The sequence below is a fragment of the Actinokineospora sp. NPDC004072 genome (assembly GCF_053604195.1).
Genome location: NZ_JBSGHB010000022.1, coordinates 1 through 12,341, shown reverse-complemented (window position 1 = coordinate 12,341; position 12,341 = coordinate 1). Strand labels below are relative to the sequence as shown.

The following is a 12,341-nucleotide window of genomic DNA, read 5'->3' as shown; positions in this document are numbered from 1 at the left end:
GTGCGGCCGGTGCTGGTGATCGTGATGCCGGTGGTGCTGGCCACCACGGCCGCGGTGTTGGTGCTGATGCGGATGCTGGATGTGGCATCCTCGCAGGGCCGGTTGGAGATGATCCGCACCGCGCTGGCCGTTGGGGCGGGGACCGGCGCGGTGATGACGTTGGTGTTGGCGTGGCGTCGGCAGTGGTCCACCGAGCACGACGCGGCCGAGCGGCGGTTGACCGAGCTGTATGTCAAGGCCATCGAGCAGCTCGGCTCGGACAAGGCCGCGGTGCGGCACGGGGCGCTGTACGCGCTGGAGCGCGTCGCCCAGGACAACCCCGACCACCGCCAGACCGTGATCGACGTCATCTGCGCCTACCTCCGCGCCCCCTACACCCCGCTCGTCGACAAACCTGGGGCGAGCAGGTTGGGTGGCCTGCGCGCGCCGCTACGCCCCGCTCACGCCAGGCCAACCAACTTCACGGCGCCCAAGGCGCCGACAACCGAGGAACAGGAGCGGCGACAAGAGCGTGAAGTCCGGCTCACCGCCCAACACATCCTGCACCGCCATCTCCAGCCTGGCAGCCGATCCCGACTACGACGCCGCACCCTCCCCACCTTCTGGGCCGACATCGACCTCGACCTCACCGGCGCCACCCTCATCGACTTCACCCTCGCCAACACCACCATCCGCACCGCCGGGTTCGAAGGGGCGACCTTCACCGGCGACGCCTGGTTCGACGCAGCCGCCTTTACTGGCGATGCCAGGTTCTACGACGCGACCTTTACCGACGACGCCGGGTTCGCCGCGGCCACGTTCACCGGCGACGCCGGGTTCAGCGAGGCGACCTTCATCGGCAACGCCGGGTTCGATGGCGCGGTATTCGCCGGTGTCGCTTGGTTCGGAGAGGTCGTCTTCGACGCCGACGTCTCGTTCCGGGGGGCCACCTTCACCGGCCGCGCCTGGTTCGACCGCGCCATCTTCACAATCGTCTCGTTCCGCGGAGCCGCCTTTACCGACCGAGCTTGGTTCAGCGAGGCGGCCTTCACCGACGCTGCGTCGTTCGATGGGGCCACGTTCACCGGCGACGTCAGATTCGACGAGGCCGCCTTCACTGGAAACGTCAACTTCTCGGGGACCACCTTCACCGGTGACGCCACGTTCGACGGGGCCACATTGCCAAGTGCCCGCCTCGACGACCACACGACGCCGTCGCCATGGACGAGTTTCATCTCGGCGCGGTTCGAGCGGCGTGTGCCGCCTGAGGTAGCGCGGTTTGTCCCCGAGCCGGCGGACTGATCACGTCAAAACCGGTAGAGCCGGGTGTTCGGCTGTGATCAGTTGTCGTGGGCTCGGCGTGCGGTGTAGTTGGTCCAGTCGGCTCCGGCGAGTTGGGCGTGGCGCAGGGCGGTGGCGGGTGTGACGCCGAGTGCGTTGGCGAGGACTGGTGGTGGTGCTTGGCGGACGAAGGTGCGCCATGTGGTGGTGCGCATGGCTCGTGGTGGGATGCCGAGTGCTGTGAGGGTGGTGGTGATGCGTTGGTGGCTGCGGTGTTGTCCGGGCATCTGGCCGGGGAACAGCCAAGGGTAGGTGGGGTTGGCGGCAGTGTTCATGGTGCGGCGGCGAGTGTGAGCGAGACGCAGGAGGGTGGCGAGGGGTTCGGGGACGTCGAGCCAGTCGGTGCCGAGACGGATCCGGACCTGGTCGGCGGTGGGGTCGAGGTCGTCGGCGCGGAGTGTGGCGATCTTGTTGATCGGTTGGCCGTAGAGGATGACCAGGCTGATCTGCGAAGATCCTGATGCCGGGGTTCGGCGGTGGGCGCAGGATGTCCGGGGTGGGACAGTCGCCGCCCGCCGCGGTGCCGCCGATGCTGGCCGCCCCGGGGCAGGCTCCGGCGGGGCCGGGATGGGCGTTCGAGTTCAAGTGGGACGACATGCGCGCCCAGGTCGCCGTCGGCGCCGGCGCGGTTCAGGTGACGACCCGGTCGATGCGGGAGGTGACCTCGTCGTTCCCCGAGCCGCAGGGCCTGATCCCGGCGTTCCGGGAGCCGGTGCTGCTGGACGGGTAGCTGGTGGTGCTCGACCCCGGGGGCCGCCCGGACTTCGGGCGCCTGCAGGACCGCATGCACGTGGCGCTGCCGAGCGCGGGGCTGCGCACCCTGCGGCCCGTGACCTTCTACGCCTTCGACCTGCTCGTCCTCGGCGACCGCGAGCTCGTCGACGAGCCCTACCTGGCCCGGAGGCGCTGGCCGGGCTGCGGATCGACCGGCGGGTGCTGCCGGTGTCGCCGCACTACCTCGACGTCACCGGCACGGACATGCTCGACATCGCCGCCGCCAGCCAGCTGGAGGGGATCGTGGCCAAGCGGCCGGACTCCCGGTACGAGCCCGGCCGCCGCTCCCGCGCCTGGACCAAGACCGCGCTGCGCCTGACCCAGGAGGTCGTCATCGGCGGCTGGACCCCCGGCGAAGGCCGCCGCGCCCGCGGCCTGGGCGGGCTGCTGCTCGGCGTCCACGACCAGGCGGACGGGCGGCTGCGCTACGTCGGCAACGTCGGCACCGGCTTCACCCAACGCGCGCTCGACGACCTGCAGAACCTCCTGCACGAGCTGGCCCGCGACTCCAGCCCGTTCGACGACCTCGTGCCCACCCTCTACGCGCGCCGGGCCCGCTGGGTACAGCCCCGGCTGGTCGGAAAGGTGGAACATCGGGCCTGGACCAGCGACAACAGACTCCGCCACCCCAGCTGGCGCGGCCTGCGACCCGACCGCCGGAGCACGGACATCAGCGCCGCCTTCCAGCACACGTGACCCGACACGCCGCCCTGGCCAGGCCTCGACGTGCGCGGCGGCGGCATGCGACGCACCCTGAGAAGCGTCGGCGTCGACAGTGAGCAGGAGGACCAGGTGGCCGAGGGCGACATCGAGACCTACCACGAGGACGGGACCTGGAAGAACAAGGTCCAGGGCTCCTCCCGCGCGGCCAACACCGCCCCCACCAAAGCCGAGGCCCAGGCCCGCGGCCGCGAGATGGCCCAGCAGCGCGGGATCGAACACGTTATCAAGAACCAGGACGGCACCATCGGCGCCCGCAACACCTACCCCCGCAGCCGCGACCCACACCCGCCCCGGGGCTGACCCGGTCCTCGCCGCCGGGCGGGCCTCCGACAGGCGGCACGGACGCACCTCCGCACTGGGAAGGCGTATCACAGTCGCCAGCGGTGCGGGGTCCTCGTCGTTCGGGCCCAGCTCGGCGTCCCCGGCGAGCCGGAACCCGAGCCCGTGGGCGGTGATCGCGGCGGAGTCGGGTTTGGTGATGAGCCGAGTGGTCACTTCTCGGGTTCGCGCACGCGTCGGGTGGCGTCATCACTGTCGCCTGCCTGGGGGACGGGCCCCCGGGCACGCGCCAACACCAGGACGGTGATGACGGAACTCGCAACCATCAGCAGGAGAACCAACCCGATCGCGCCAATAGTCAAAGTCGTAGGTGTTGGTCTCCACTCGCCCCCGCGCTCCAACGGGTTTATCTCGCCGTCGGAGCTCGCCACGATCGAGATCAGCACCATCGCCAGGGAGATCAGCGTCAGTGACAGGACTGCCAGCGGACCCCATTCCCTGGCTCCGTGCTCTGTAAGGAATGATTCGACGTTCCGATAGCGCCGTGGTGCTCTGCTGGTGGTTCCGGGGGCTTGTGGCTGCGAGTCTTGGTCGTCGGCTGCTGGCGCGGGTTTGGCGAGGGCGGTCCAGCGGTCGATCCACGTCCTAGTGTTCTTGGCGTCGAAGGTGTTCGCGAGAGCTGTGACCACAGCCCGAGTCGGGAGTGCGGGACTATCGGGGCTTAGAGCTCGAGACAAGGTCGACGGGCTGTAGTGCACCATGTCGGCGGCGGCGCGTAGGGAGACCCCGTCCCTCTCGAGGAGTTGGCGCAGATCAGCGCGGAGTTGGGCGATCGTGTCGGCGGCGGGCACCGGAGCGTGGTCGCGCTCAGGGCCGGGCGGAGTGATCATCGACGGCGGTCCCCCAGGTCGACGACGCCCTCGTCACCATGTCCGCCGGTGCCGGCATAGCCGCTGAGGTGGCCAGCGGTCAGGAGCGTGCGCAGGGAGCGCAGGGCGCGGGGGGTGGAGACGGCGACGAAGACCACCAAGGCGACCTTGGCGGCTTCCCAGACGGGAATGTCCCGCGAGACCAAGGCGGTGACGAGGCCACAGACGATTCCCAGTGTGGCGACCTCGGGCCACCCCCACCGGGTGATCAGAACGGGGGTGGAGGGCGGCGCGCTGGATCTGGACCTGGACGCGGTCATGAGGTGGCCCCTGACTGGCTGGTAGCGCGGCGCGTTGAAGGCGCAGCGCTGGTGACGTGGTTGCGGTGAGTCTGGAGATGCTGCTCGTGCGACTGGTCGTCTGGACACGACCGGACCGCTCGTACTGACTAAGCCCAGTAGGCCAGGCGAGATCGTCCCCCGCAAGGCAATCCGGCGGTCTGTCTCGATGCGCGTCAGCCCCCGCGGCCAGACCGCGGGGGGCTGAACTCACTGCGCAACACGGGCACATGTCCAGTGCACCCGTGTGAAAGCCCTGGTGCTCACCGCAACCACGCGCCGAGCCAGAGGCCGTCACCGCACGGCATGTCCTGCGCGGTGACCTGTCTATTGCAGCACCGCCCTTCACATGACGTCACCGCCGGATCGATGTTGCGCAACGCTGACCTGCCCATTCATCAACCTGAGCAGGACAAGTACACCGTTGCGCAACACCTTCCGGCCTCGGTTAGAACAGCGGCCCGACGCCTGCAACACCGCGGATTGGCCAGGCAACCCGCGAGGTTCGTCGCCGAACAACCACATCGATGACCTGGTGCCGCCCGTCGGAAGCCCGCCCGCCGGCGAGGACGGGGCAGCCCCGGGCGGTATCGGTCGCGGCTACGGGGGCAGGTGTTCGGAAACCGGTTCGGCTGCTACGGCGATGATCAGTGAGTGACGAGTTCCCCGGTTCCGCAGCCCGAGCGGCCGCCCGCGCCGATGAAGCCGCCCTCCAAGCGGGCGGTCGTCGCCGCGGTGGGTGGGGTCGTGGTGGTGGTCGGCGGGCTGCTGACGCTGTTGTGGTTACTGGTCGACGGCGGCTCCCCGCAGGCACCCACCCAGCTGGAGTTGGTGCGGACCGGGTTGACCGTGCTGCTGGGCACCGGCGGGCTGTTCGGCCTGTACCTGGCGTGGCGGCGGCAACGCTCCACCGAGATCGCGCTGCAGCAGAAGGAGCGCGACCAGGCCGACGTCGCCCGCGCCTACGAGCTGCAGCGCGAGACCGCCGAGACCAACCGACATGATGCGGAGGCCCGCCGGATCACTGAGCTCTACACCAAGGCCGTCGAGCAGCTCGGCTCCGACAAGGCGCCGGTGCGGTTGGGCGGGCTCTACGCCCTGGAGCGCCTGGCCCAGGACCACGTCGAGCAGCGGCAGACCATCGTCAACGTGCTGTGCGCCTACCTGCGCATGCCCTACGTCCCGCCCGACAACCCGCCCGTCCTCGACGACACTGACGACCAGCTCGTTGACGCTCACCGCGAGCGCACACAGGAGCGCGAAGTTCGCTTGGCGGCCCAACGTATCCTCACCAACCACCTTCGCGCGCGCGACAGGCGCGGCAACAAACCCCAGAGCTTCTGGGCGGATATCGATCTCGACCTGACCGGCGCCACCCTCATCGACTTCACTCTTGACGGCTGCGCCGCCCGCCGCGCCGTGTTCGCTCGGGCCACCTTCAACGGCGACGCTGTATTCGATCGGACCGCCTTCAGCGACGACGCCGTGTTCAGCAGAGCCACGTTCACCGACAACGTCCGGCTAGGCGTTGTCAACTTCGCTCGCGCTGCCGCGTTCAAGGCGACCGTCTTCCGCGGTGACGTGTGGTTCAACGGGACCCGCTTCACCGGCGATGCTGTGTTCAGCGCGAGCATCTTCAGCGGTGCAACCCACTTCGATCAGGTGAGCCTTCCCGGCTCCGTCGACGGTAGCCGCTCGCCCTACCTCGGTCTGGCGGCGTTTGACGACAACCCAGCTACCTACTTCGACGGGGCGCGGTTTGAGCGAGGCATCCCCCCAGAGGTGGAACCGTTTCTCCCCCGACGCGAGCAGCCCAATGACGACCGACAGACCGGGTAATAAACCAGGCGCAGACGAAGGTGATGGCGGACCTGGCCTTCCCGATGGACAAGGTCGCCCGGCACCTGGGGCGACCGGTAGCACCGACACGGCGGGCGCTGGCGCACGAGCTGGTCGACCGGGCGGTCGCGGAGTTCCTCGCGGTGCTCGGGCTGCCGGAGCGCGAGCGGCTGCTGGCAGCCGCCTGGCTGTCAAGCCTGCGCTCGCCGCGCACCCGCCGCTCGTACCTGCAGGACGTGCGGACGTGGCTGGCCTGGTGCGACGAACACTGCGTCGACGTGCTGACCACGGGCCCGGCGCACGTGGACCTGTGGGTCGGGGTCTGGCCGACGCGGGCGCAGGCCTCGACGACCTCGGACATGACCGCGGGCACCGAGTGCTGGAGATGGTCGGCAAGGGCGGCCGCAAGGCCAAGGTCCCGCTCATGTCGGGCGGAATCGCTGATCAGCATGTGCGGCTGGGGACACGTCGCCGGGCTCGGGCCTGCTGAGCGTTCTGGTACTGGCCGACCCGGTAGGCCACCTTGCGGCGCACGCTCTCTCCCGTCTGGGCCGGGTACCCCAGCAGGGTCGCCGCTTCCGTCCAGCCGATCTGCTGGTGGTTGGCCGCGTAGTAGAGGACCACCCGCATCTCCTCCGGCAGCAGCACGGAGGCAAGGAACTGCACCCCGGGGTTCAGGTGCAGGTTGTAGAACGCCATGACCTCGACGTCGGCGGGGGGAGGCATGGCGCTGATCAGTGGAACGCGGCTGCCGATGATCGGGCCGGGGACCATCACGTCATAGGAGACGACCGTGCGGCTGCGGGCCTGCCGTTTCCATATCGGGCGCGTTCCCTGGTGGACGCGGTCGATCGTGGCCCGCAACGTCCCGCGGACGTCTCCGCTGTCCCAGCCCTCGCCGAGCAGCACCTCGACCACCGCGTCGAGCAGGGCCTGCCGGTCCTCTGCCCGCGGCGGACGGGCGTATCCCAACCACTTGAAGGCGAACTCCTCCACCGGGCCGGAGTCCATGCCGTCCGGAGACAGCAGGTGCGCGCGGACCGCGCGGGCCTCGGCCAGGATCAACCGCCGGGGCAGATCCTCCCGGTCGCCAGCGAGGTCGAGATCGCGCAACAGCGCCCCGACGACGTCGGCCTGAAATGCCGCGAACCGGTTGGCTACCAATGTCACCCCCAGGCCCCAGGCCCAGGGCGACGTGTCCGGCAGCTCGTAGAACTGCCAGGGGTGGCAGTGCGGTGGCGTGAGAGAAGCTCCGACGGAAGGACGTCCTTCGCCAACGACCGCCAAGTCTCCCCTGGCGCGTCGCCCACACCGCGTCATTGATCAGTTCGGCACGCGAGAGACCGGTGGCTGCCTGAACCACGGCGTCGCTCACCATCAGCGTTCCGCCGACCTTGTTCTCCAGCAGCATCCGGCCGATCAGCGCGAGCAGATCCTCCGCGCGACGCTTGTCCTTCCTCATGGTCGCCATCGTGCACCGCCCCTATGTCATCGACTTCACCTCCACCTCCTAGCTGCAAGAAAGACCCGGAACGACGAACATCGCCGCCAATGTGGCGGGCGTCACGATCGACGCCGAGCGCGAGCCGCCCCGGGTTCGGTGGTGCCGCGCGTGGACGAGATCGGACCGGAATACGCCTGAAACCTCCCGCGCGAGGTCGGTAGCTGATCAGCGCGGGACCAGGTCGGCGGGCAGCCGGTACAGGCCGAGCCGTCCACGGCCGGTCGAACAGGACGGGCCTCCACGAGCCGGGCACCCACCTCGACCAGCCAACCCTGCGCATCACCGCGGTCGGCGCCATCGCCGAGGACCACGGCGTCGTCCCCGCGACATGACCGCCGGGCTCGGGTCAGCCGTGGTTGTAGCGCTTCGGCGCGGTCCCGGCGACCTTCTTCCAGGCGGTGATGTCCTCGTGGCCCATCGCGGCGTAGCCGTTCTCGGTGGGCAGGCCCGACGGCTCGGCGGCCAGCGCGGTCGCCGCGGCCACCGCGAGCGTGGCGTGCAGCTGCGCCCAGGCAAGCAACTCGGTGCGGGCGGCGACGGCGAGGGGCGGGTCGTCGCCGACCTCGTCGACCTCGCTCAGCAACTGCTCGGCGGCGCGGTAGCGCTCGGGACCGGTCATGGCGACGATCATGCCGTGACCGCGGCCTCCGGCGGCGTTGCGACATGTCCTCGTGGCGGACGCGGGCGGCGACGGCGCGGTGGTAGGACGCGGGCAGCTCGCGCAGGTCGGCGACGTCGGCGTCCGCACGGGGGCCGCCAGCACGGGCCAGTCCTCGCCCCGGGCGCCCGGCGAGCACATCGGCGAGGTCCTGCAGGCCCGGTCGCCGTCGTGGTCGACGAACCACGGCGCACGACGGGGGGACATCGTTAACCAATTCGGTGTTCGAGCCTGGTTAGCAGGTCGACGACCCCGGCACGGACGCCGAGGAGTTCGAGCTCGACGTGTGGAGCGACCAAGCCCACGAGGCCGACCAACCGGCGACGGCGGGAGTGCGAGGAGGAGCTGCGCCAGAGCTGGGAGGTCGTCGACCGCTACGCCCGGTGATCGACGAGATCCGGCGGGCGCGGGCGGAGATCGCCGCGGCCGAGGAGCGGATGCGGCTGCTGCTGGCCTACGGCCGGTAGTTCGTCGAGCCGCGCCCCTACACCCTCGACGTCCTGGCCCAGGCCGGGGGCATGTCGGTCTCCGGGGTGCGCACCGCCTACGACGACGACCACATCAACGACGTGCGCAAGCGCATCGGCGCCCGCCTGCGCCGCCGCGAGGCACCGAGCCCCACACCGAGCCCCAGCCCGAGGTCACCGCGGCCGCGCCGCTCTCGGCCGTCGACACCAGCGGCGAGCGGTGACCGGCGTGGGCAACGTGTGGGTGCTGATCCCCGAGGACGAGGCCGTGCCCGCCCTGCTGGCCGCGCGGCCGAGGGAACTGCTGGCCACCCTCGCCCACGCCAACGATCCGGAGACCAATCCCGACGCGGACACCGACGGCGGCGGTTAACCGCGGTGCCCGGATGTCGACCGTGGCAGTTGCTGTGGTTGAGAATGGCGTCGGCGAAAGTGTCCAACGTTCAACATCACGAGGACACAGGGCGTGTGTCGACGTCGCCGACACCTGCTCCGACCATGGCTGTGAACGGTCGGCCGTCGGTGCCGAGGAAGAGGATGCGTTGAGTGAACAGCGGTGGTTTGTCATCGAGCGTGATGATGTTGTGGTCGCTGGCCAGTTCGAAGAGCGTGTTGGCGACCTCCCGGACGGTGGTGCGGTCGGGGTCGGCTTCGACCGTCAGTCCCTCCACGCGGATTTCCAGGACGCGCTGGTGCGGCAGCACGGCGATGACGGTACGCACCTGCGTGGGAATGCCTCCGTCCTGGCGGAGTGCGGCGATGTCGTTCGCGAGCCGGACGGCGGCGGCTTCCAAGGTGTAGCCGAGACCAATGCCCGCTTGAGCGCCCCACACAAAGTCAGGGTCCGGGAAGTTGAGGTGCGTCATGACGTAACACCCCTTCACCAGACGCGACGGCCCTGTGGCCGCCTGATCCATGTTGGCTACGAGTTCACGAACGGGCATGGCCAGGTAACGGTTCCGGTCGTTGTCGGGCCGGCTTCCGCTTCCGGCTCGGCGACGTCGGTGGCGTGTAGTGGGTGTACGCCCATGGTCGCGCGGTAGGTGCCGCCGCTGACGGTGCTGGCCTGCTCCAGCCAGGACTGTGCTGCGGTGGTGTCGGGGAAGGGTCCGATCCATAGGAGCAGTCGCCGCGCGGGCGGATCGACCAGCACGGCCACCGCGACGGGTCCTGCGCGGTCGGTCCCAGAGTCGGATTCGCTGGCGGCGAGTAGTGCGTCGGCGACGTCGTCGGCCAGTTCGAGCACTGTGCCGGTCGGTGCGGTGGTGGCGCAGTTGGTGATGGGGTCGGCATCAGGAGGGTACATCGCGAGCGTGCAGGCGAATGTGCTGATGTCGCTGGCGAATCGTCCGGTCACGATGTCGGCGTCGGCGCGGTCGGCGTAGGGACCGTGCACGGTCATCCCGTCGACGCCGCGAAGTCGTAGTGTGGCGAACTGCTGCGATTCCATCACTGCCCCCCGTCGTTGGGCGGTATGCGCCCGGCGATTGCCCGGCAAGCGGTATGGACGCTCCACTCCGGCCGGACTGTCAAGCGATACACCGAACCGGGTGATAATCCACAAGAGACCGTGTCTCGCTCCAAGCATCGCTTGACTTCGAGGGCCGACAGAGCGTCCATGGTCGTGTGGCCCAGAACGACCGGCGGCGCACTCGTGTCATCCGGCTCCGGCCGAGGCGTCAGCCAGCCGTCGATCAGGAAGCTTGAGCCGATCACGAAACCGAATCGAGGAACGTCATGACCGCATCAACCCGCACCCGTGCGAACAACAAGACCCGCGCCACCGGCGGGCCGACGCAAACGACCGAGACGTCCCGGACACTGTCGCCGAACCCCGACCACGTCGCGACACCTCGAACCGACAGCGAGGACAAGCTGTGGGCGGCGTTGCACGCCCACCCGAACAGCACCGCCGCAGTGCTGTCCAAGGTCGCCGGGATCGGGAAATCCACCGCGCAGAAGATTCTGCTCCGATGGGCAGGCGAAGGTGGCGTCACCCGCACCATCGGGAGGGTTGAGGCCGGACGCCGCGCCGCCGACCTGTGGACGATCACTGACAAGACCGCTCCCCCGGCAGACGTAGTCGCGCCCGACATCGCCACCGACGTCGCCTCTGAGACCGACCACGCCGCAGCCGACACCCCCGCGCCCGCACCGCACAACCCGGTCCTCGCTGACCCCGAATCCGCCGACAGTGTCGCGAACGCCTCGCCCCCGACCATCACGGACGTTCAGGGCGCGGCTGCTCGCGAGCCCTCCACCCCGACTGACGAGGACACCGTCACCAAGGCCGCCGAGCCTCCGGTCGGCAGTGCCGAATCCGCCGCGACGGCGGATGGTGAAGGGGGCAAGACCGAGCGACTGGCTCCGGGCGTGTTGCGCGGCATGGTCGAGGACTATCTGCGCGATCATCCCGGCCAGGAGTGCAGCCCTGTCGAGATCGCCAGGAAGCTCGGCGGCAAATCCACCGGCGCAGTCAGCAACGCGCTCGACAAACTGGTCGGCGATGGTGTCGCGGTACGAACCCAGGACCGGCCGAGGCGGTTCACACTCGCCCCGCCGGAGGCGACCACCGGATCACACTGACCATCCCGGAAACGCAGCGTCGGATGTGCCTCATCGGTGAAACCTCAGCGATGAGGCACACCGTGTTTCTCCGTGAGCAACACGGGGCTCGAGATCACGCTCCTGTTGGAGCAGAGTGACGGTGGCCGCCGTTCCAGCTCAAGCACACGTCTCCCGTAGTGCGGCCGGCCGGTCGTGAACAACACGAGGCGCCTACAGACCCATCCGAGCTGACGCCGCACGCTGGTCGTCCGAGCCAGCTTGGCCCGCGGGCGAGTTGAGCGAAGGGCGAGCGGCAACCGGGGGGCCGCCAGGGAAAGGCTTTCACCAACCCAAATGGTCGTTGTCGTGCTGGCCGACGGCGGCGTGCCCGGACGTAATAGGCCAGCCACGTCGATACAGTTCGGCGGTTCGGGTGGGGTGTGAACTAAGTGCTCGCTTGCCTTGGCCGCGCTGTGGCGCGGTTGGTTGCAGCGCGCGCGCTTCCACCTGTGCGTCTGGTCATCCCCAGACGTCGGCGTCGAGGGGGTCGGGCATATCGCTACCCGGGGTTCGTGGGGCCTTCCATTGCTGCCACCGACACGTAGTCGGTCGGGTGCCGGTGCGCGCGTACTGGTGCACTGCTGCTCGGACGTCCGCGACGGGGATCTCCGCGTCGGGGGGTAGTTCCATCTCGTTGTCCTGGTACCGGTATCGCAACACCGTCATCGTGTGGGCTTCGCCCTGCCCGCGGGGGCCTGTGACTACCGCGTTGCCCTCGTTCGAGCTGTAGTGCAGCGCCTTGTCGTCGTTGTAGCGCAGGGCTCCGACCTCGCCCCGGAATCCGGCGTAGAGCGTGGTGTCGTCGTCGCCTTCTCGGGTGATCTCCGCGACGATTCCCGTCTTGTAGAGGTGGCTCGCGATGCGGTTTAGCAGTGCATCGAGTTCGTCGGGGGTTGTGGCCACGTGGTCGCCGCCCTGGTTCGGCGCGAACCAGATGACCAGGGGTGGGTGGAACGGGGGTGT

At 69.3% G+C, this 12,341-nt stretch carries 17 protein-coding genes; 9 read left to right on the top strand and 8 right to left on the bottom strand.

Annotated elements, in window-relative coordinates; genetic code table 11:
• Positions 1 to 9 precede the first annotated feature (9 nt).
• Positions 10 to 1,281, top strand: coding sequence for a pentapeptide repeat-containing protein (locus ACWEPX_RS27720; protein WP_451900188.1), 1,272 nt, complete (start codon positions 10 to 12; stop codon positions 1,279 to 1,281).
• A gap of 38 nt (positions 1,282 to 1,319) precedes the next feature.
• Here ACWEPX_RS27720 and ACWEPX_RS27715 read toward each other — a convergent pair whose 3' ends face one another.
• A complete protein-coding gene (locus ACWEPX_RS27715) occupies positions 1,320 to 1,595 on the bottom strand; it encodes a hypothetical protein (RefSeq protein WP_451900187.1) in 276 nt (91 codons plus the stop codon).
• Between the two features lie 15 nt (positions 1,596 to 1,610).
• Here ACWEPX_RS27715 and ACWEPX_RS27710 point away from each other — a divergent pair, with 15 nt between their 5' ends.
• From ACWEPX_RS27710 to ACWEPX_RS27695, 4 genes are all read left to right on the top strand, one after another.
• Complete coding sequence (locus ACWEPX_RS27710; protein WP_451900186.1) at positions 1,611 to 1,781, top strand: hypothetical protein; 171 nt, start codon at positions 1,611 to 1,613, stop codon at positions 1,779 to 1,781.
• 26 nt (positions 1,782 to 1,807) lie between these two features.
• Positions 1,808 to 2,050 carry a hypothetical protein gene (locus tag ACWEPX_RS27705; protein WP_451900185.1) on the top strand — a complete coding sequence of 81 codons (243 nt, stop codon included), beginning with the start codon at positions 1,808 to 1,810 and terminating at the stop codon, positions 2,048 to 2,050.
• Between the two features lie 212 nt (positions 2,051 to 2,262).
• Complete coding sequence (locus tag ACWEPX_RS27700; protein ID WP_451900184.1) at positions 2,263 to 2,790, top strand: ATP dependent DNA ligase; 528 nt, start codon at positions 2,263 to 2,265, stop codon at positions 2,788 to 2,790.
• Positions 2,791 to 2,835: 45 nt separating this feature from the next.
• Entirely contained in the window at positions 2,836 to 3,117 is a 282-nt protein-coding gene (locus ACWEPX_RS27695) for a DUF2188 domain-containing protein (protein WP_451900183.1), read from the top strand.
• A 191-nt stretch (positions 3,118 to 3,308) separates the two neighbouring features.
• Here the strand turns inward: ACWEPX_RS27695 and ACWEPX_RS27690 are convergent, their stop codons facing one another.
• Complete coding sequence (locus tag ACWEPX_RS27690; protein ID WP_451900182.1) at positions 3,309 to 3,986, bottom strand: helix-turn-helix domain-containing protein; 678 nt, start codon at positions 3,984 to 3,986, stop codon at positions 3,309 to 3,311.
• Entirely contained in the window at positions 3,983 to 4,171 is a 189-nt protein-coding gene (locus tag ACWEPX_RS27685) for a hypothetical protein (protein WP_451900181.1), read from the bottom strand. Before ACWEPX_RS27685 ends, ACWEPX_RS27690 begins: the two co-directional genes overlap by 4 nt.
• A gap of 786 nt (positions 4,172 to 4,957) precedes the next feature.
• On the opposite strand from ACWEPX_RS27685, the gene ACWEPX_RS27680 reads away from it, so the two are divergent.
• Positions 4,958 to 6,142, top strand: a complete 1,185-nt coding sequence (locus tag ACWEPX_RS27680) for a pentapeptide repeat-containing protein (RefSeq protein WP_451900180.1) — start codon at positions 4,958 to 4,960, stop codon at positions 6,140 to 6,142.
• A gap of 444 nt (positions 6,143 to 6,586) precedes the next feature.
• Here ACWEPX_RS27680 and ACWEPX_RS27675 read toward each other — a convergent pair whose 3' ends face one another.
• Positions 6,587 to 7,312: a hypothetical protein gene (locus tag ACWEPX_RS27675; RefSeq protein WP_451900179.1), complete on the bottom strand. Its 726-nt coding sequence runs from the start codon at positions 7,310 to 7,312 to the stop codon at positions 6,587 to 6,589.
• A gap of 680 nt (positions 7,313 to 7,992) precedes the next feature.
• The gene (locus ACWEPX_RS27670) at positions 7,993 to 8,265 is read right to left on the bottom strand and encodes a hypothetical protein (protein WP_451900178.1); all 273 of its coding nucleotides are present in this window, start codon (positions 8,263 to 8,265) and stop codon (positions 7,993 to 7,995) included.
• Positions 8,266 to 8,588: 323 nt separating this feature from the next.
• On the opposite strand from ACWEPX_RS27670, the gene ACWEPX_RS27665 reads away from it, so the two are divergent.
• Positions 8,589 to 8,771, top strand: coding sequence for a hypothetical protein (locus tag ACWEPX_RS27665; protein ID WP_451900177.1), 183 nt, complete (start codon positions 8,589 to 8,591; stop codon positions 8,769 to 8,771).
• 229 nt (positions 8,772 to 9,000) lie between these two features.
• Positions 9,001 to 9,144 carry a hypothetical protein gene (locus tag ACWEPX_RS27660; protein ID WP_451900176.1) on the top strand — a complete coding sequence of 48 codons (144 nt, stop codon included), beginning with the start codon at positions 9,001 to 9,003 and terminating at the stop codon, positions 9,142 to 9,144.
• A 76-nt stretch (positions 9,145 to 9,220) separates the two neighbouring features.
• Here ACWEPX_RS27660 and ACWEPX_RS27655 read toward each other — a convergent pair whose 3' ends face one another.
• Both ACWEPX_RS27655 and ACWEPX_RS27650 read right to left on the bottom strand, forming a co-directional pair.
• A complete protein-coding gene (locus ACWEPX_RS27655) occupies positions 9,221 to 9,637 on the bottom strand; it encodes a hypothetical protein (protein ID WP_451900175.1) in 417 nt (138 codons plus the stop codon).
• 56 nt (positions 9,638 to 9,693) lie between these two features.
• Positions 9,694 to 10,221: a hypothetical protein gene (locus ACWEPX_RS27650; RefSeq protein ID WP_451900174.1), complete on the bottom strand. Its 528-nt coding sequence runs from the start codon at positions 10,219 to 10,221 to the stop codon at positions 9,694 to 9,696.
• Between the two features lie 287 nt (positions 10,222 to 10,508).
• On the opposite strand from ACWEPX_RS27650, the gene ACWEPX_RS27645 reads away from it, so the two are divergent.
• Positions 10,509 to 11,357: a winged helix-turn-helix domain-containing protein gene (locus ACWEPX_RS27645; protein ID WP_451900173.1), complete on the top strand. Its 849-nt coding sequence runs from the start codon at positions 10,509 to 10,511 to the stop codon at positions 11,355 to 11,357.
• A 480-nt stretch (positions 11,358 to 11,837) separates the two neighbouring features.
• Here the strand turns inward: ACWEPX_RS27645 and ACWEPX_RS27640 are convergent.
• On the bottom strand, positions 11,838 to 12,341 hold a 504-nt coding region (locus ACWEPX_RS27640), incomplete at its 5' end, for an Imm1 family immunity protein (protein WP_451900172.1).

Coding starts and splice junctions, on each gene's coding strand:
- ACWEPX_RS27715 (WP_451900187.1), bottom strand. CDS start 1,595: ATGAACACTGCCGCCAACCCCACCTACCCTTGGCTGTTCCCCGGCCAG.
- ACWEPX_RS27705 (WP_451900185.1), top strand. CDS start 1,808: ATGTCCGGGGTGGGACAGTCGCCGCCCGCCGCGGTGCCGCCGATGCTG.
- ACWEPX_RS27695 (WP_451900183.1), top strand. CDS start 2,836: ATGCGACGCACCCTGAGAAGCGTCGGCGTCGACAGTGAGCAGGAGGAC.
- ACWEPX_RS27690 (WP_451900182.1), bottom strand. CDS start 3,986: ATGATCACTCCGCCCGGCCCTGAGCGCGACCACGCTCCGGTGCCCGCC.
- ACWEPX_RS27670 (WP_451900178.1), bottom strand. CDS start 8,265: ATGACCGGTCCCGAGCGCTACCGCGCCGCCGAGCAGTTGCTGAGCGAG.
- ACWEPX_RS27655 (WP_451900175.1), bottom strand. CDS start 9,637: ATGACGCACCTCAACTTCCCGGACCCTGACTTTGTGTGGGGCGCTCAA.
- ACWEPX_RS27650 (WP_451900174.1), bottom strand. CDS start 10,221: ATGGAATCGCAGCAGTTCGCCACACTACGACTTCGCGGCGTCGACGGG.
- ACWEPX_RS27645 (WP_451900173.1), top strand. CDS start 10,509: ATGACCGCATCAACCCGCACCCGTGCGAACAACAAGACCCGCGCCACC.